Source organism: Streptomyces sp. BHT-5-2 (assembly GCF_019774615.1).
Lineage (GTDB): Bacteria > Actinomycetota > Actinomycetes > Streptomycetales > Streptomycetaceae > Streptomyces.
Genome location: NZ_CP081497.1, coordinates 2,436,657 through 2,452,672, shown reverse-complemented (window position 1 = coordinate 2,452,672; position 16,016 = coordinate 2,436,657). Strand labels below are relative to the sequence as shown.

Annotated in this window: 17 protein-coding genes; 7 read left to right on the top strand and 10 right to left on the bottom strand. The window is 73.0% G+C overall.

Translation table 11 applies throughout. The features are described 5' to 3' along the window. The 3 genes from K2224_RS38460 to K2224_RS38450 are packed head-to-tail and all read right to left on the bottom strand — an operon-like array spanning window position 1 to window position 2,476. Window positions 1–840 (bottom strand): FAD/NAD(P)-binding protein, encoded by an 840-nt coding sequence (locus K2224_RS38460; RefSeq protein ID WP_260693797.1) that lies wholly within the window; start codon window positions 838–840, stop codon window positions 1–3. Continuing rightward, window positions 837–1,322 (bottom strand): cyclic nucleotide-binding domain-containing protein, encoded by a 486-nt coding sequence (locus K2224_RS38455; RefSeq protein ID WP_221911735.1) that lies wholly within the window; start codon window positions 1,320–1,322, stop codon window positions 837–839. The genes K2224_RS38460 and K2224_RS38455 overlap by 4 nt, the downstream gene beginning before the upstream one ends. Beyond that, the gene (locus K2224_RS38450; RefSeq protein WP_221911734.1) at window positions 1,319–2,476 is read right to left on the bottom strand and encodes a 4Fe-4S dicluster domain-containing protein; all 1,158 of its coding nucleotides are present in this window, start codon (window positions 2,474–2,476) and stop codon (window positions 1,319–1,321) included. Before K2224_RS38450 ends, K2224_RS38455 begins: the two co-directional genes overlap by 4 nt. A 173-nt stretch (window positions 2,477–2,649) precedes the next feature. Between K2224_RS38450 and K2224_RS38445 the strand changes: the two genes are divergently transcribed. Together K2224_RS38445 and K2224_RS38440 are read left to right on the top strand one after the other, a co-directional pair. After that, window positions 2,650–3,150 carry a hydrogenase maturation protease gene (locus tag K2224_RS38445; RefSeq protein ID WP_221911733.1) on the top strand — a complete coding sequence of 167 codons (501 nt, stop codon included), beginning with the start codon at window positions 2,650–2,652 and terminating at the stop codon, window positions 3,148–3,150. A 136-nt stretch (window positions 3,151–3,286) separates the two neighbouring features. Further along, window positions 3,287–3,562, top strand: coding sequence for a dsRBD fold-containing protein (locus K2224_RS38440; protein ID WP_221911732.1), 276 nt, complete (start codon window positions 3,287–3,289; stop codon window positions 3,560–3,562). 74 nt (window positions 3,563–3,636) lie between these two features. Here the strand turns inward: K2224_RS38440 and K2224_RS38435 are convergent, their stop codons facing one another. Next, the gene (locus tag K2224_RS38435) at window positions 3,637–4,074 is read right to left on the bottom strand and encodes an Hsp20/alpha crystallin family protein (RefSeq protein WP_221911731.1); all 438 of its coding nucleotides are present in this window, start codon (window positions 4,072–4,074) and stop codon (window positions 3,637–3,639) included. 238 nt (window positions 4,075–4,312) lie between these two features. On the opposite strand from K2224_RS38435, the gene K2224_RS38430 reads away from it, so the two are divergent. Then, a complete protein-coding gene (locus K2224_RS38430) occupies window positions 4,313–6,034 on the top strand; it encodes a GAF domain-containing sensor histidine kinase (protein ID WP_260693795.1) in 1,722 nt (573 codons plus the stop codon). Window positions 6,035–6,038: 4 nt separating this feature from the next. Here K2224_RS38430 and K2224_RS38425 read toward each other — a convergent pair whose 3' ends face one another. Beyond that, window positions 6,039–6,740 carry a response regulator transcription factor gene (locus K2224_RS38425; RefSeq protein WP_221911729.1) on the bottom strand — a complete coding sequence of 234 codons (702 nt, stop codon included), beginning with the start codon at window positions 6,738–6,740 and terminating at the stop codon, window positions 6,039–6,041. Between the two features lie 190 nt (window positions 6,741–6,930). Between K2224_RS38425 and K2224_RS38420 the strand changes: the two genes are divergently transcribed. Further along, a complete protein-coding gene (locus K2224_RS38420) occupies window positions 6,931–7,506 on the top strand; it encodes a hypothetical protein (RefSeq protein WP_260693794.1) in 576 nt (191 codons plus the stop codon). A 45-nt stretch (window positions 7,507–7,551) separates the two neighbouring features. On the opposite strand, the gene K2224_RS38415 is transcribed toward K2224_RS38420, so the two are convergent. The 3 genes from K2224_RS38415 to K2224_RS38405 are packed head-to-tail and all read right to left on the bottom strand — an operon-like array spanning window position 7,552 to window position 11,654. Then, window positions 7,552–8,199, bottom strand: a complete 648-nt coding sequence (locus K2224_RS38415; protein ID WP_221911728.1) for a CBS domain-containing protein — start codon at window positions 8,197–8,199, stop codon at window positions 7,552–7,554. Window positions 8,200–8,241: 42 nt separating this feature from the next. Then, complete coding sequence (locus tag K2224_RS38410) at window positions 8,242–10,941, bottom strand: GNAT family N-acetyltransferase (protein WP_221911727.1); 2,700 nt, start codon at window positions 10,939–10,941, stop codon at window positions 8,242–8,244. A gap of 38 nt (window positions 10,942–10,979) precedes the next feature. Next, window positions 10,980–11,654, bottom strand: coding sequence for a CBS domain-containing protein (locus K2224_RS38405; protein WP_221911725.1), 675 nt, complete (start codon window positions 11,652–11,654; stop codon window positions 10,980–10,982). A 243-nt stretch (window positions 11,655–11,897) separates the two neighbouring features. On the opposite strand from K2224_RS38405, the gene K2224_RS38400 reads away from it, so the two are divergent. Next, on the top strand, window positions 11,898–12,782 hold the full coding sequence (locus K2224_RS38400; RefSeq protein WP_221911724.1) for a universal stress protein: 885 nt from the start codon (window positions 11,898–11,900) through the stop codon (window positions 12,780–12,782). A gap of 238 nt (window positions 12,783–13,020) precedes the next feature. Here K2224_RS38400 and K2224_RS38395 read toward each other — a convergent pair whose 3' ends face one another. Further along, window positions 13,021–13,485, bottom strand: coding sequence for a universal stress protein (locus K2224_RS38395; protein ID WP_221911723.1), 465 nt, complete (start codon window positions 13,483–13,485; stop codon window positions 13,021–13,023). Between the two features lie 535 nt (window positions 13,486–14,020). Here K2224_RS38395 and K2224_RS41535 point away from each other — a divergent pair. Then, window positions 14,021–14,566 carry a cation-transporting P-type ATPase gene (locus K2224_RS41535; RefSeq protein ID WP_313904831.1) on the top strand — a complete coding sequence of 182 codons (546 nt, stop codon included), beginning with the start codon at window positions 14,021–14,023 and terminating at the stop codon, window positions 14,564–14,566. Next, window positions 14,563–14,919 (top strand): hypothetical protein, encoded by a 357-nt coding sequence (locus K2224_RS41530; RefSeq protein ID WP_313904830.1) that lies wholly within the window; start codon window positions 14,563–14,565, stop codon window positions 14,917–14,919. Before K2224_RS41535 ends, K2224_RS41530 begins: the two co-directional genes overlap by 4 nt. A gap of 471 nt (window positions 14,920–15,390) precedes the next feature. Here the strand turns inward: K2224_RS41530 and K2224_RS38385 are convergent, their stop codons facing one another. Next, on the bottom strand, window positions 15,391–15,969 hold the full coding sequence (locus K2224_RS38385) for a TetR/AcrR family transcriptional regulator (RefSeq protein ID WP_221911722.1): 579 nt from the start codon (window positions 15,967–15,969) through the stop codon (window positions 15,391–15,393). Between the last annotated feature and the right edge of the window lie 47 nt (window positions 15,970–16,016).

The window sequence follows — 16,016 nt, the reverse complement described above, 5'->3', positions numbered from 1 at the left end:
TCACAACTCCCTTACCGCGAGCAGGGGTTCGGCGTGATGCCAGGCGACGACCGGGCCGTCGCGGCACAGCAGCAGCGGGCCGAGCTGGCAGTGCCCGCAGTGACCGGTGCCGCAGTGCATGGTGCGTTCCAGCGAGACCTGGATCCGGTCGGGCGCCAGTCCGCGATGGACGAGTTCACGGGCGGTGGCCCGCATCATCACCTCCGGTCCGCAGACGAAGGCGGCCGCGTTCCGGGGGTCGGATTCCGCTCGGCCCAGCAGACCGGTGACGACTCCGACGTCTCCCTGCCAGGCATCATCGGGCCGGTCGACGGTGATCTCCACCCGCGCACCGGCGGCACGCCAGGCTTCGATGTCGCGGGCACAGAGCAGGTCGCCGGGTGTGCGGGTGCCGATGAGGACGGTCGGTCGGCCGTGCCGTCGCGGTGCGGCCAGTGCGGCGCGGATCAGCGGGCGCAGCGGGGCGAGGCCCAGCCCCCCGGCGACGATCAGGAGGTCGGCCCCTTGACCGGCGGGCAGCTCCCAGCCGACGCCGAAGGGGCCGCGGACCCCGACCGTCGCACCGGGCCGCAGACCGTGCAGCGCCCGGGAGATCGCACCGACCGCACGGATCGTGTGCGTCAGCCGATGGCCGTCCGTACCGCTCAGCGAGAGCGGGATGTCACCGACACCGAAGGCGTACACCATGGCGAACTGCCCTGGGACGAAAGGCGGTAGCGGGTCGCCCACCGGGTCGAGCACGACATCGGCGGTGTCCGGGCTCTGGTCGGTGCGCTCCGCCACCCGGTAGGGAACCGGCACCAGGTCCGGGCGGCGGCCCCTGGTCGCAGTCACGCTCACAGCGCCGCTCCCGCACTCCCGGTCCGAGGCGCACTGCCGGGCGGGCCGTAGAGGTCCAGCAGGCGGATGCGCGCGGCCCGCAGCCGTCGGCCGATCGCCACCGCCGCGACGCACCGGGTGACCGCGAGCCCGAAGGCGGGATCGGCATCGATCTCTCCACGGACGCGCTCGGCGTCGAACTCGTACGCCGTCACCGGGGCCCGGGTCCGTGCGCCCAGATGCCAGCGGTAGGGCTCGAACAGCCAGGACCAGCCGAGGAGTTCACCTTCGCCGAGCGTCTCGACGACGGCCGCGCCGCGGCCCGGCTCGTACACGTCGAGGGCGACGGTCCCCGAGCGGATCACCCAGAACCGGTCGGCCGTGCCGCCCTCGTCGAAGATCCGCAGCCCCACGGGGAAGGAGATCTCCTGGGCGAGGGTGAGCAGTCGGTCACGGTGTACGGGCGGCAGCGCATCGAGGAAGCCCGAGCGGTCGGGGGTCATGCACGGCCCTCCCCCGGCGGGCCGCCCGTCGCGCGCTCCGCGTTCAGGGCGTGGGCCTCCTCGGTGATGTCGATGCCGACCGGGCACCACACGATGCACCGTCCGCAGCCGACGCAGCCGGAGCTGCCGAACTGGTCGTACCAGGTGCCGAGTTTGTGGGTGGCCCACTGCCGGTAGCGGCTGCGGCCCGAGGCGCGGACCGGGCCGCCCGGCAGATGGCTGAACTCCAGGTCGAAGCAGGATTCCCAGCGCCGCCACCGCTCGGCATGGTCACCGGTGAGATCGGTGACGTCCTCGGCCGAGGTGCAGAAGCAGGTCGGGCAGGCCATGGTGCAGTTGCCGCAGGTCAGACAGCGCGCGGCGACGTCGTTCCAGCGGTCGGCGTGCAGCGTCTCGCGCATCAGCGCCTGGAGGTCCACCTCGGGCATGGTGCGGCCCATCCGGTCGGCCGCCGCGGCGACCTGCTCCCGGGCCACGGTGGCGAGCGCGGGATCGGCCGGCAGGTGCGGCAGCTCCGCCAGCACCGACGCGCCCTCGTCGCTGCCGGCCCGCGCCCAGAAGCGGTGGCCGCCGCCGTCATCGACGACCTCGGTCAGTGCCAGGTCGTAGCCGCCGTCCACACCGGGCCCGGTGCCCATGGAGGTGCAGAAGCAGGTGGCTCCCGGTTCGGTGCACTCCACGGCGACGAGGAAGGCCCGGTCGCGACGAGCGCGGTAGCGGCTGTCGCTGTGCGGCCCGCCGGCCAGTACCCGGTCCTGCACGGCGATCGCCCGCAGGTCGCAGGGGCGGACGCCGAGGAACGCGTACGACGGCGGTGGGGTGTCGTCCTCGGTCACCGTCCAGGTGCCGTCGGACCCGCGGTCGGCGCTCCACTGCCGCTCGCGTTGCGGTTGGAGGTAGGTCTTCCAGGACTGCGGGCCGGCGCTGTGCGCGAAGGCCGCGCCGTCCGGGCGGGGCCGCACCCGGTAGTGCCCGGCCTCCAGCTCCACGCCCCAGCCGTAGGGCAGTTCTTCGCCGTCGGTGAGTTCGTCCAGCACGATCGCGCCATCGCGCACGGTGGGGCCGATGACGGTGCGGCCTCGGGCGGCCAGGACGCGGATCAGCGCTGCCATCCCGTCGGTCCCGATCACCGCGGTGGATGCCTCGCCCGTCATCGGCCGCCTTCCGGTGCAGATCACGCCAACGCGGTCAGTATGGGACCGGCCCCGGTCGCTGACCGGGCCGACGGGCTGGGGTGTGCCCCATACAGCCTTGCGCGTACCTCGGACGGCCCCCGGGGCGGCCCCGGACGACTCCGCGGGAGCCCGCGTGGGGAAGGAGCGGCACCATGGATCGTTCCTCCCGCTCCCGCACGCGGATCGCCGTGATCGGCATCGGCAACGACCACCGTCGCGACGACGGCGTGGGGTGGGCGGTCGTCGCCGAGCTCGCACGGCGTCGGCTCGCCCGCGGCGTCGCGCTGTTCCGCACCGACGGGGAACCCACCCGGCTCATCGGTGCCTGGGAAGGCGCGCGCCGGGCGATCGTCGTGGACGCGGCCCGCTCCCGTCCGTCCCGGCCGGGCCACGTCCACCGGTTCCGCATCCATGACGCGCTCTCCCCCTCACCCCACGGCGAGACCAGTTCGCACGGCTTCGCCCTGGGCGATGCCGTGGCGCTGGCCCGCGTGCTGGGCCGACTGCCGACGGAACTGCTCGTCTACGCCGTGGAAGCCGCGGACACCGGCCCCGGCACCACCCTGTCGCCGCCGGTCGCCGCCGCCGTTCTCCCGCTCGTCGCACGGATCGAGCGGGACCTCGCACCGCGGGGCACGGATTCCGGCGGCTGAGGTCGGCACCGTCCGGACGCCGCGGGACGAGACGACCGGGGGCCGGTCGGCTCATGGACCGAGGCGCTCCAGCCCTGTCGGGATCCGGCGCTGTGGGTCGATCCTGGCGCTGGGAGTTCGACACAGGAGGTACGTCATGGCCAAGACCCTTGAATGGAAGGTACGGCTGCACCTCTTCGAGGAGGGCAGCGCCACGAAGGCCCATGTCGTCCTCGACACCGGGACCACCACGCTCACCGGGCACGGCACGGCCCGGTGCAGCCCACGGGACCCCAACGTGCCCGAGATCGGCGACGAGCTTGCGGCCAGCCGAGCGATGAACGACCTGGCCGCACAACTGGCGCGCACCGCGACCGACGACCTGGAGGGCGTACACGAGTCGGTGCGGCGCTCGACGAAGGCGACCGCATGACGCAGGGCCGGCAGCGGTCGCACGGCGATCGCTGCCGGCCCTGGCCCTGTTCTCCCGTTTCGCCGCCCTGCGGCTCAGCTGGGCCGCGTCGCGTGGGTGACCGGGATCTTGGTGGTCTCGCCCTTCGCCGCCTCCAGCGGCACCCGGACGGTGAGGATGCCGTCGGTGTAGTCGGCGGTCGCCCGGTCCCCGTGAGCCCCGGCAGGCAGCCGCACCGCGCGTGCGAACGACCCGTAGTGGAACTCGGAGCTCTCCTTGGTCTCCGTGCGTTCCTCCCGCTCGGCGCGGATGGTCAGGAAGTCTCCCGTGACGTCGATCTCCAGGTTCTTGTCCGGGTCTATGCCGGGCAGCTCCGCCTTGACCTGGTAAGCGTCCTCGGTCAGGTGTTCTTCTATGCGGATCTCGTGTGTGCCGAAGTGCCACGGCCCCCCGAGGATCCCGCTTTCCAGCCGGTCGAACATGTCCTGCATCGAGAGAGTCCGTGCCGGGTGGCGTTGCAGTACGTTGCCCATCGTTGCTCCTCAGTCAAAACGGCCACAGGACGGTTGACCGCCCCTCGCTGTCGAGCCTGCTCCCCGGCCCTCTGCCGACCAATGAGCCGATGGGCGCTGGGTCCGGGCCGAACGGCCCACGCCATGGCGAAGGGCCGAGGACGGGCGAAGAGCGCTGTACATGAGGTGTCTGTCGGTGGCTCGCCTTACCGTGGTGGTGTGGCCGGGCCACACAGGCCGGCCACGACGGAGGTGGGCCGTGGGCGAGGTGGGCTGTCGGACGGACGGGGAGCGGTTGCACCTGCACGCATTGCCCGACGATCTGCTGGAGCGGCTGCGCGCCGTGGAGAAGACCAGCGGCCGCTCGCAGCACCTGCTGCTGGAAGCGGTGCTGTCGGTGGGCGCCGGCCTGGAGCTGCCACAGGTACTGCGGCACATCATCGAGGCCGCCGTGGTGGTCGCGGACGCACGGTACGGCGCGCTCGGGGTGATCGGTGCCGACGGCAGACTCAGCCAGTTCCTGCCCGTCGGCCTGACCGACGAGCAGTTCAAGGCCATCGGCACCCTGCCCGCCGGCCACGGAATCCTCGGCGAGCTGATCCGCCGTCCCGCCCCACTGCGGGTCAGCGAACTGGCCGACCACCCCGCCTCCCACGGATTCCCACCGCACCACCCGGCGATGCACTCCTTCCTCGGAGTACCGATACGCATCGGCGACGAGGTCTTCGGCAACCTGTACCTGACCGAGAAGCACGGCGGCGGGCCGTTCACCGAGGACGACGAGACACTGCTGTCGACGCTGGCGGTGGCAGCCGGAGTGGCCATCGAACACGCCCGGCTCTTCGAAGAAGCCCGCTACCGCCAGGAATGGCTGGAGGCGAACAGCGAGATCGTCGCCGGACTACTACCGGCGGCCAAGGACCAGAACACCCTGGAGAAGGACGTGCTCTGCACCATCGTCGACCGCGCGGTGCGCATCCTCTCCGCCGACCTCGCAGTCCTCGCCCTACCGGTGGAGGGCGACTGCCTGCGCACGGAGCTGGCCTCCGGCGTCGACGCCCAGGCCCACCGCGGCCTGGTCCTGCCCCGCCGCGGATCGTTCGGCGGCGCCGCACTGGCCGCCGGACGCCCGCTGATCAGCCAGGACATCGAGCACGACACCAGGATCACCGCAGGTCCACCCCGCTGGTGGGGGCTGGGGCCGGCGGTGGCCGTTCCCCTGGCAACCGGCCAGAAAGTCCGCGGCGTGCTGATCCTGGCGCGACTGCGCGGACGCGCCCCCTTCACCAGCCCCGAGACCGCACCCTTGCTGACCTTCGCCGGACAAGCCGCCCTGGCCATGGAACTCTCCGAACAGCGCGCGGCCGCAGATCAGATGACGCTGCTCCAAGACCGCGACCGGATCGCCCGCGACCTGCACGACCTGGCCATCCAACGGCTCTTCGCCATCGGAATGACACTGCAGAGCACAGTACGGTTCGTGGACCACCCCGAGGCACACGAACGGCTCCTGCGCGCGGTGGACGACCTGGACGAGACCATCAAGATCATCCGATCCACCATCTTCGGGCTACGGACCCACGACACCGCAACCGACAGACAGGGCCTGCGGACCCGGACGGTCGCCACACTGGAAGAAGCATCCCGCGCACTGGGATTCTCCCCGTCCCTGCACATGGAAGGACTGCTGGACACCGACGTACCGCAGGAACTGGCCGAACACACCCTGGCCGCACTCTCCGAAGCCCTCAGCAACATCGCCCGCCACGCCCACGCCAGCACGGCGGACGTGTCCCTGACCGCCCACGCCGGCCGACTCACCCTGACCGTCACCGACAACGGCACCGGCATCCCCCAACACCACCGACGCAGCGGCCTGGACAACCTCGCCCAACGAGCCCGCAGCACAGGCGGCGAAATGACCGTGACGGCCCGGCCGGAGGGCGGCACCCGCCTGACGTGGACGGCACCGATCCCCTGATGCGCTAGCCCGCCCGTTCCATACTCGCCCCCACCCCGTGCTGCGTGGCGAGCACCGCCGCCTGGATACGGCGCTCGACGCCGAGCTTGGCCAGCAGCCGGGAGATGTGGTTCTTGACGGTCTTCTCGGACAGATAGAGCCGCGCACCGATCTGACGGTTCGTCAAACCCTCCCCGATCAGCTCTAGGATCTCCCGCTCCCGCGCCGACAGCCCGGACAGAGCATCCTCCTCCGACGGCGCCACGTCCTCCTCCCCACCCCGCAGACGACGCATCAACCGCGCCGTGGTGGCCGGATCCAGCATCGAACGCCCCGACGCCACCGTACGCACCGCGGCGACCAGATCCGTGCCCTTGATCTCCTTCAGAACGTAACCAGCAGCCCCGGACATGATCGCATCGAGCAGCGCGTCATCATCGTCGAACGAGGTGAGGATCAGGCAGGCCACCTCCGGCATCCGCGAACGCAACTCACGACACACCGAGATCCCGTCGCCATCCGGCAACCGGACATCGAGCACCGCCACATCGGGCCGCAACGCCGGCCCCCGCGCCAACGCACGATCGGCCGTTCCGGCATCACCCACCACCTCGATGTCCGGCTCCGCATCGAGCAGATCCTGCACACCACGCCGGACCACCTCATGATCATCGACCAGGAACACCCGGATCGGCCACTGCGGGGAGAACACACCCGTCTCGCTCATCAGGCCCTCCGTCCACAAACCCCACCCCCCACCTCATCCTCACCCCACCCAAGGCGACCCGCCAGGGCCGAACAGCCCCCACACCACCCCCACCGACCACACCTCCAGGCCCCGCACCGGGACCGTTCGGCCCTCTCCCCCGGACACCCTGTGGTGAGAGCCTCGAACCAGCAGGTGAAGGGGGTGCCAGATGATTCCGCGGACACTCCACCGGCCGTGGCGGCACGGTCCGCTCCAGCGCCGCACGGACGTGGCACAGTCCTGGTTGGCGCTGGTCAGCGGCCTGCTGATCGCCGTGGCCGCGCCTGTGGCGGGGGTGGTGGCCGGCAGTTCGGTGGACACCGCCGTCCGAGAGCAACGAGCCGGCTGGCACTCGGCCACCGCCGTGGTGACCAAAGCGCCTCCCACCACCATCAATATCGGCTCCGGCAGCGGAGCGGTGGCACCCGTCCACGCGGTCGTCCGGTGGACGGCACCGGACGGCACGGTGCGGACGGGCGAGGCCACGGTGCCACCCACCACGCAGGCCGGGGACCGGACGACCGTCTGGCTGGACCGCCACGGAGCCGTGATCCGGGATCCCGGCACACCCGGGGACACCCTGGTCGAGGGCGTGGCGATCGGGACCGTGGCCGCCTCCGGCACCGGTCTGGCGGTCTTCGGCGCGTACAAGGCCGGCGTCGGTCTGTTGAACCGCCGGCGGTACGCGCAGTGGGAGCGGGAGTGGGCGGAACTCGACGCGCCGTCGCGACGCGACCACCCGTGACCGTTGCGCGCCCGACCGCCACCGAGCCCCGCGCACCGCGGCCCGTCACGGCGGACGGGCATCGTCCTCCTTCCCCCGCTCCGGGCCCCGCCACGGGCCCGTGCGTCGGTGGGCGAGCCGGTCGACCACCGAGGTGACGCCGTCGACCATCCGCGCCATCCCCACCAAGGCCGCTGCCTGGCCACTGGTGTCCAGGGATCCTTCCAAGGTCACCACGCCGTCGCGGACGGAGACGTCGACGCCGGCCGGGTCCAGCCACATGGTGCGGAGCACGATCGCGTCGATCACCTCGGCCCGGATCTCCTCGTCGGAGCGGGCGAAGAGCTTGAGGACATCGCGCCGGGTCAGCATGCCGACGAGGCGGGCCTCCTCGTCCACGACCGGGAGCCGCTCGATGCCGTACGAGGACATCAGCCGGGCGGCCCGCACGACCGAGTCGTCGGCGCGGACGGTATGGGCCGGGGCGGACATCAGGGTCCGCGCGGAGCGGTCCGGCGAGCTGCCGCCGGTACGGCGCGCGCGTTCCAGGTCCGTCGCCGAGACGACCCCGATCACCTTGTCGTCGCCGTCGACCACCGGCACGCCGTTGATGCCGAACTCGGCCATCCACCGCGTCAGTTCGATGGCCGGGGTCCCACCCTGCGCGCGGACGACGTCACCGGTCATGACCGCCCCGACCCGTCGCCGCTTCATCTCGTTTCCCTTCTCCCCGCATTCCGCCGTCCGTTGTCGGCTTCAGGGCAGCCGGCGCAGGTACGGGTCGGTCGCCCGGCGTGGCAGCAGGCGGATCCGGGCGTCCACGACGGTGCTGCCGTCGGGCCGCGCGATCACCGGGTTGCACTCGGCCTCGGCCAACTCGGGAAGGTCGTCGGCCATCAGCGAGAGGCGGGCCAACAGGTCTTTCAGAGAGGCCAGATCGACCGGCTCGGCACCGCGGTAGCCGAACAGCAAGGGGGCGCAGCGGGGCGCGGTGAGCAGTTCGTGGACGTCGGTGTCGGTGAGGGGGGCGAGTCGGGCCGCGTGGTCGGCCAGCAGCTCGCTGGTGGTGCCGCCGGAGCCGAAGACGACCAGGGCACCGAACACCTCGTCCTGGACCACACCGGCCAGCAGCTCCGTACCTCGCCGTGCCATGGGCTGGACCAGGGCCCCGGTCATCGCCGTGCCCAGGCGTGCGGTCAGGTCGCGGTAGGCGGTCCGCACGGCGTGCCGGCCGCGGAGGTCGAGGAGCACACCGCCGAGTTCGGTTTTGTGGAGGAGGTCCGGGCCCTGTGCCTTGAGCGCCACGGCCCCGGAGCGGCTCGCCAGGCGTGCCGCGGCGTCGGCCGCTTCCTCCTCGGTGGTGACGTACGACTGCGGCAACCGGGGAATGCCGTAGCAGCGCAGGAGCCGTGCGGTCCGCCGGGCGTCCAGCCAGCCGCCGGCCGGGTCCCGGGCGAGGAAATCGGCGACCAGGGCACGGGCCTCCGCCGAATCGGCGCCGGCCGGTGCCACCGGGGTCCCCGGCGGCCGGGCCAGCCACTGGCCGCGTTCGGTGGCGTGCCGCAGGGCGCGGGCCGCCGACTGGGCCTCGCCGTAGGCGGGGACGGCCCGTCCGTCGTCCGTGCGGAGCAGGCGGACGCGTTCCGGCTGGTCGAGCAGGACAGCGGCGAGCGGGCACTTGGCACGGGCGGTGCGTGGTGCGGAGGTGAGGGCGTCGAGCAGGTCGGTGCCCACCGCGGTGGTCAGGGCGGTCGGCACCAGGGCCACCACGACGGCGTCGACCGCTCCGGAGGCGGCGATCCGCTCCACACAGCGGCTCAGCTCCGGTACGGTCACCGCCGGTGTGGTGTCGATCGGGTTGCCGGCGCCGGCGCCGGTCGGAAGCATGCCGAGCAGGTCATCGGCGAGCGCCGGGGGAAGCTCCGGTACGGCCAGTCCGACGTCCGCACAGGCGTCGGCGGTCAGCACTCCGACCCCGCCCGCGTTGGAGACCACGGCGACCCGGTCGCCGTGGGGCAGTGGCTGGGAGTGCAACAGGGCGGCGGTGTCCAGGAGTTCGCCGAGGGTGTCGGTGGCGGTGATGCCTGCCTGTCGGAACAGTGCCCGCCTGGTCATCGTCGGGGTGGCCGCGGCGGCGGTGTGGGAGGCGGCGGCGCGCCGGCCGGCCGTCGAGCGGCCCGCGTCGACGGTGAGCAGCGGCATCCGCCGGGTGACGCGCCGGGCCGTGCGGGAGAAGGCGCGGGGGTTGCCGAACGACTCCAGGTGCACCAGGGCCAGGTCGGTGCGGTCGTCGCACTCCCACCACTGGAGGAGGTCGTTGCCGCTGACGTCGCGCTTGTCCCCGAGCGAGACGAAACTGGAGACGCCGATGCCCAGGCGGGACAGCCCGTCGAGGAGGGCGATACCGACACCGCCCGACTGGACGGCGACTCCCGCGGTGCCGGGCAGCGGTCTGCCGACGGCGAAGGTCGCGTCGAGCCGGACGTCGGGCTCGGTGTTGGCGATTCCCAGGCAGTTCGGCCCGACCATGCGCATGCCCCATCGGCGGCAGGCCGCCGTCAGCTCCGCGGTGCGGTCGGCGTCGAGGCCGGCGGTGACCACCACCAGTGCCTTCACCCCGACCCGGCCGCACTCCCGCGCAACGCCTGGGACGGCGGCGGCCGGCACCGCCAGGACGGCGAGTTCCGGAGGGTGCGGCAACTCGCCGACGGACGCGAACGCCGGGACGTGCAGGACGGCGTGGGCGTGCGGGTTGACGGCGTGCAGGAGCCCCCGGAAGTGGTCCTCGCGCAGGTTGTGGAGGATGGCGCGCCCCACCGAACCGGGCCTGGTGCCGGCTCCGATGACGGCGACCGAGCGGGGCCGCAGCAGCGGCCGCAGGCTCGCGGTTCCGGCGGTGCGGCCCCGGAGGTCCATGGCGGAGAGGTAGGCCTCGTCCGGTTCGAGGCCGATGACGCCGTGCACCGTGGTGCCGTCGTACCGCCGGGTGAGGTGCAACCCGAGGTCGGCCAGGACGCGGTGGATGGGGTGGTTGTCGGCGAGCAAGTCGGCGGTGAACGCGGTCACGCCGTTCTCGCGGGCGGTGTGCACGAGGTGCTCCAGCAGCAGGGTGCCCACGCCGCGGCGGTGGAAGTCGTCCGCGACGGCCAGGGCGATCTCGGCGGTGGCCGGGTCGTCGCCCGTCTCGTACTCGGCGACGCCGATCAGCCGGTCGCCGTGCAGGGCGACCAGGGTGCGGTGCCCGCGGCCGCCCGGCGTGCACAGCCGGTCGGCGGCCCGTTCGCCGGAGCGCCGGCTCACCATGAAGAAGCGGTTGCGCAGGCTGTCGACGGACATCTCGTCGTAGAGCCGGAGCACCTGTGGGCGGTCGGCCGGGCAGGCCGGGCGCAGCCGGACCGTGCTCCCGTCTGCGAGCAGCGCACTCACCGTACGGACCGCGGACACCGTTTCCGTCATCGCACCTCGCCCTTCCCCAGGCACCGCCGTGCTGCCCCTCAACCGGCCACCGTGTGCTTCTTCGTCGTCGGCGCGGTCCGGACGTCGAACGTCACATCGACCACGCCCTCCACCGCGCGCACGAGGCGCGCCGCGACCGGCAGCAACGCGCTGTCGCGGATCGGTCCGCGCAGCGTCACCACCCCGTCCTCGACGCGTACTTCGACCTTCTCCGGAGCCCCGCCGAACAGCCGGTCGACGATCTCCGTCCGCACTTCGGCCGCCAGGTCCTCGTCGGGACGCAGGAACACCTTCAGCAGGTCGGCGCGGCTGACGATGCCCTGGAGCATCCCCTGGGCGTCGACCACCGGCAGCCGCTTGACCGACTTGCGTGCCATGGTCCGTGCCGCCTGGGCGAGGGTCTCGTCGGCGTGCACGGTCAGCGCCGGGGCGCTCATCAACTCGCCCGCGGTCAGGGCGCCGGCCTTGCGCAGGGCGTCCAGTCGTCCCCGCTGCACCATCTGGTCCTGGTCGGCCCTCCGGAACTCCTCCTTGGGCAGCAGGTCGGCCTCGGAAACCACGCCGACCACCCGCCCCTCGCCCGCGAGCACCGGAAGGGCGCTGACCTTCCACTGCTCCATGGTTTCGACGATCTCCTTGAAGCGGGCCTCCTGACCGACGGCGACCACCGTCTGGGTCATCACATCGCTGACCGTGTGCGGACTCTGCGCCATGACGCCGCCTCCTCCGACCGCTGTCGGCCCGGACCGGGACACCTTCAGCGTGCTGGTGTCCACCCGCCCCGGGCAGGGGCCGTCCGGCCCTACCTCCCGCCGACCGGCCGGGGCTCCGTCGCATCCCCGGCCCCGTCCGGGCCGACCGGGCCGCCCACAGGCCCAGCGCCCCCTTCCCGCGAAGCGGGCGCACCGCGCAGTCTGGAAGACACGACATGCAGACCCATCGTCCGGGAGGTGGCCATGGCACGCCCCGTGGTCGTCGGTGTGGACGGCTCGCCCGCGGGCCTGGTCGCCGCGGACTGGGGCGCTCGCGAAGCCCTGCTGAGGGATCTGCCGCTGCGGCTGGTCCATGCCGGGGAGCGGCAGCCCTACTCCCACGCCCCGCCCGCCGGGCCGGAGGCCGCCCGCCGCTGGTCACAGGGCGTTCCCCAGGAGGTGACCGGCCGGCTGCGGCAGCTCCACCCGCACCTCGACATCACGGCGGACTTCGTCATCGGCCCGCCTCGGGACGTGCTGTGCCGGGCTGCGGAGGGCGCCGAGATACTGGTGATCGGCACCACCGGAGTGGGCAGGCTCACCGGCTTCCTGGTCGGTTCGGTGAGCATGGCCACCGTCGCACACGCCGCAGCGCCCGTCGTCCTCGTACGGGCCGGGGGCCCAGGAGAACAACCGCTTCCCGACGCGGAATCGGGACCGCCCCCTCCGGTGGTCCTCGGACTCGATCTGACCCGCCCCTGCGACGAGGTGATCGACTTCGCCTTCGAGGCCGCGGCCGTGCACGCCGCGCCCTTGGCGGTCGTGCACGGCTGGAACCCACCGCCGTACGACGCCTACGGGCTCGGCGCGGCCCTGAAGTTCGGCACCGACCTCTCGGCCGGTGAGCGTGATTCCGTACGCCAGGCGCTGCGACCGTGGCGGGACCGGTATCCGGGCGTGGACGTGGCGGCACAGGCGGTCATCGGCGAGCCCGCCCACCATCTGCTCGATGCCGCCGCCCACGCCGCTCTCGTCGTCATCGGACGGCACCGCCGCACAACCCTCCCGGCCCTGCCCCGCCTCGGGCACATCACCCACGCCGTTCTGCACCACTGCCCCGCCCCGGTCGCCGTCGTCCCGCACGGCTGAGCACGGTGCCCGGGCCTCCCGCGCCGCAGGTCGCGCCAGCGTGCACCGCCGTCGCGGGCCTCCCTCGGGAGCGGCTCCGCGCCGCACGACCATCGTCCTCCGGTGGGCCCCGTGCACGGTCCGGAGACCGGCCGCCCGTCCGGGTCGCGTCCGAATCGGCGGGCGTGCTCGCGCTCCGCCCCGTGCCCCAACAGACTGTCCGGGATGGGTAGTCGGCCCGCCGCACGCCCAGGGCCGGTTACGTCCCGCCGCTCGTACCGCGGACCACGACAACCGGGCACGGCGCGTGCTGGGTGCAGTGCTGACCGACCGAACCCAGGAGGGCGCCGGTGAAGCCGCCGTGACCGTGGCTGCCGACCACCAGCAAGTCGGCCCCCCTTGCCTGGTCGAGCAGCACCGCGGTGGGCGTGCCGTACGCCAGGCAGCGGTGGATCCGGTCTCTGCGCTCCGCCGGCACGGTTTCCTCGACGGCATGGTCGAGGGCCCGGCCCGCCGAGCCTTTCGCGTCGGCGGCCAGCTCCTGCGGTGCGTCGATCCAGCCGATCGATCCGTACAACGGCGGGTACTCCCACGCCGTCACCACGTGCACCGTGCTGTCGGTCAGCTCGGCCTGGTGCACTGCCCAGCGCAGGGCTTCCTTCGAGGAGTCGGAGCCATCGACGCCCACGACGATGCGGCCCGCTCCCGTCGGCTCTCCGCTCATGGCGACCTCCGTGATCCGCTGCTTCGCGGCAACGACGCCGGACCCGCGGACCTGCCCTCAGTGTCCCGCGTAGGGGAGGCACGGCGCATGGGGCCACCGGTCCGCGGCATCAGGGCCGCACGGCCCCTGCACGACCGTCGGCCTCCGTGCCAGGTGTCGCGACCGGCCCCGGAACGGACGGTGAACGCCGCGGTCGGGCATCGCACCGCGTCCCGCCGTCCGGTTCCCCGCACCCGGCGAGGCGGCGGGCTGCACAGACATGCGGGCTCGGGGCGGGGTGAGATCGTGCGACGCCGTCGGCTGCGTCTTACGGTGGCAGCGAGGTGGCACGCGCGGGTACGCGCGGGTACGCGCGGGTACTCCAGCCCACGCGGAAGGCGGGCGATACCCATGGCTTCTCCTGGCATGCGGGCGACGGTCGTCGGGGCCACCGGCAACGTGGGCATCGGAGTCGTCCCGGCACTCGGTGCGGGCCCGCTCACCCCGCCGTCGACCTCCTCGGCAGGGCGCTCCCGCAGGGCCGAGACCCGGGTCGGTGCTTGAACGGGAGCCGGTCGCGCAAACCGGACCGCCGCACCCCCTCCTGCAGACCGTGCCGCCGGGGGAGGTCTTCGCCGCGCTGGAGACCTCGCCGCGTGGGCTCACCGCGGTGGACGCGGCGGCGAGCCGGGGCCGCTGCGGCCCCAACGAGCTGCCGCACGCCCGCCGCCGGCCCCTGTGGCGGCAGCTGGCGGCGCAGTTCACCGATCTGTTCGCGGTCGTCCTGCTCGTCGCGTCGGCGCTCACTTTTGCGGCCTACGGACCGCAACAGCCCCGGGATCCGGGCACCTTCCGGCTGGCCGTGGCCATTCTCGGCGTCGTGGTGCTGAACGCGGCCATCGGCTTCGGTCAGGAGTACTCCGCCGAGCGGACCGCGCAGTCGCTGCAGGCGATGGTGCCGCACACCTGCCGGGTTCTGCGCGACGGGGAGCGCTGGGAGCTGCCCGCGCGTGAACTGGTGCCGGGCGACGTCGTCGTCCTGAGGCCGGGGACGCGGTGTCGGCGGACTGCCGCCTGGTCGAGGCACACGAGGTCTCGGTGAACAACGCGGCGCTGACGGGTGAGAGCGACGCGGTCGGCCGCAGCGGCGACCCGGTGGGGGCCGGGCCGCTGTTGGAGGCGCGCAACTGCGTGTTCCTGGGCACGGACGTCGTCGCCGGGTCCGCGAAGGCCGTGGTGTTCGCCACCGGGGCGGCCACCGGCTTCGGACGGATCTTCCGGCTCGCCGCGGCGGCGCCGCGGCAGCAGACCCCGTTGCAGCGCCAGGTGGCCTCGATGGCCCGCCGGGTGGCGGGAGCGGCGCTGGCGATCGGCGCCGCCCTGTTCGCGGCAGGTGAGAACAGGCTGTGGCTGCGCACATACCTAGGGCCTGTCCGACGGGTCGGCGGTCGGTGAGTGGTGAGGGTTCGACGGGGTTGGCGCCGATCTCGGCGAGCCGGTCGACCAGGTCCGGCGGGCGGGGTGCCGACGACTCAGGCACGGTGGTCCGCCGCCGCCGACCGCGAATGACGCCCTCCAGGCCCAGTCGCCCACCAGCCGCTCGACGGTGCGGCGGGCCACCTGCACACCCTCGCGCCGCAGCGCGCGGTGATCCGGCGGACGCCGCAGGTGCCGCGGGACTCGGCATGGACCTGTTCGATCAGCGACTTCTGGGGCCTGCGCCCGCACTTGGTATGCACGCTGGGCGAACTGCCCGTCCTGTTCGCGCTCATGAGCATCGCAGCTGCCGGGGCGGGTGCCCGTCCGGGGCACGGGGCCCAATGATCTGCAACCGCGCCGCGCGGACGCGACGGACCGGAAGCGATGCCGCAGACAGGCAGCGGCGGGGCCCGAGGGCCCCGGCTGTGTGCCCGCCGGGATGGTGTGTCAGACCATGGCGAGCCGGTCCACCAGCAGCTCCACCCTCGGCTCGATGTACTCCGGCGGCAGCCGTCCCGCCCGGGTCAGGGTCGCCAGCCCGTGCAGGGCCGCCCAGAACGTCTCAGTGAACAGCCCCGGGTCGACGCCGTCCCCGGCGACCTCGCCCAGGCTCTCCAGAAGCGCGGCGAAAGCGTCCTTCAGAGGCTCCGGGGTGCCCTCCTGCGCGTACGCCAGGCCGCCGTCGAGCTGGAACAAGGCGTCGTAGACCGCCGGGTTGCGCTCGGCGAAGTCGAGGTAGGCGCGGGCCAGGGCGGTGACCCGGGCGCGCGGGCCGTCCGCGGCCGAGGTCGCGGCCCGCACCGCCACGGCCATCTCGGTGGCGCCCTCCAGGGCGACGGCGCCGATGATCTCGCGCTTGCCGCGGAAGTGGCTGTAGAGGACGGGCTGGCTGTACTCGATGCGCTCGGCGAGCCGGCGGGTGGTGACCGCGTCCCAGCCCTGCTGCTCGGCGAGTTCGCGGGCCGTCGCCACGATGAGGCGCTCGCGCTCCGCCCGTTCGCGCTGCTTGCGTTCCTGTACCGACATGAGTCGATTCTAGCACTGCTAGACAATCGAGCGGCAGCAGTACTAGC

What these genes read in the sequence shown, in the direction of transcription:
- K2224_RS38455 (WP_221911735.1), bottom strand. Translation starts at nt 1,322, where the DNA reads ATGACCCCCGACCGCTCGGGCTTCCTCGATGCGCTGCCGCCCGTACAC.
- K2224_RS38450 (WP_221911734.1), bottom strand. Translation starts at nt 2,476, where the DNA reads ATGACGGGCGAGGCATCCACCGCGGTGATCGGGACCGACGGGATGGCA.
- K2224_RS38445 (WP_221911733.1), top strand. Translation starts at nt 2,650, where the DNA reads ATGGATCGTTCCTCCCGCTCCCGCACGCGGATCGCCGTGATCGGCATC.
- K2224_RS38440 (WP_221911732.1), top strand. Translation starts at nt 3,287, where the DNA reads ATGGCCAAGACCCTTGAATGGAAGGTACGGCTGCACCTCTTCGAGGAG.
- K2224_RS38435 (WP_221911731.1), bottom strand. Translation starts at nt 4,074, where the DNA reads ATGGGCAACGTACTGCAACGCCACCCGGCACGGACTCTCTCGATGCAG.
- K2224_RS38425 (WP_221911729.1), bottom strand. Translation starts at nt 6,740, where the DNA reads ATGAGCGAGACGGGTGTGTTCTCCCCGCAGTGGCCGATCCGGGTGTTC.
- K2224_RS38420 (WP_260693794.1), top strand. Translation starts at nt 6,931, where the DNA reads ATGATTCCGCGGACACTCCACCGGCCGTGGCGGCACGGTCCGCTCCAG.
- K2224_RS38415 (WP_221911728.1), bottom strand. Translation starts at nt 8,199, where the DNA reads ATGAAGCGGCGACGGGTCGGGGCGGTCATGACCGGTGACGTCGTCCGC.
- K2224_RS38410 (WP_221911727.1), bottom strand. Translation starts at nt 10,941, where the DNA reads ATGACGGAAACGGTGTCCGCGGTCCGTACGGTGAGTGCGCTGCTCGCA.
- K2224_RS38405 (WP_221911725.1), bottom strand. Translation starts at nt 11,654, where the DNA reads ATGGCGCAGAGTCCGCACACGGTCAGCGATGTGATGACCCAGACGGTG.
- K2224_RS38400 (WP_221911724.1), top strand. Translation starts at nt 11,898, where the DNA reads ATGGCACGCCCCGTGGTCGTCGGTGTGGACGGCTCGCCCGCGGGCCTG.
- K2224_RS38395 (WP_221911723.1), bottom strand. Translation starts at nt 13,485, where the DNA reads ATGAGCGGAGAGCCGACGGGAGCGGGCCGCATCGTCGTGGGCGTCGAT.
- K2224_RS38385 (WP_221911722.1), bottom strand. Translation starts at nt 15,969, where the DNA reads ATGTCGGTACAGGAACGCAAGCAGCGCGAACGGGCGGAGCGCGAGCGC.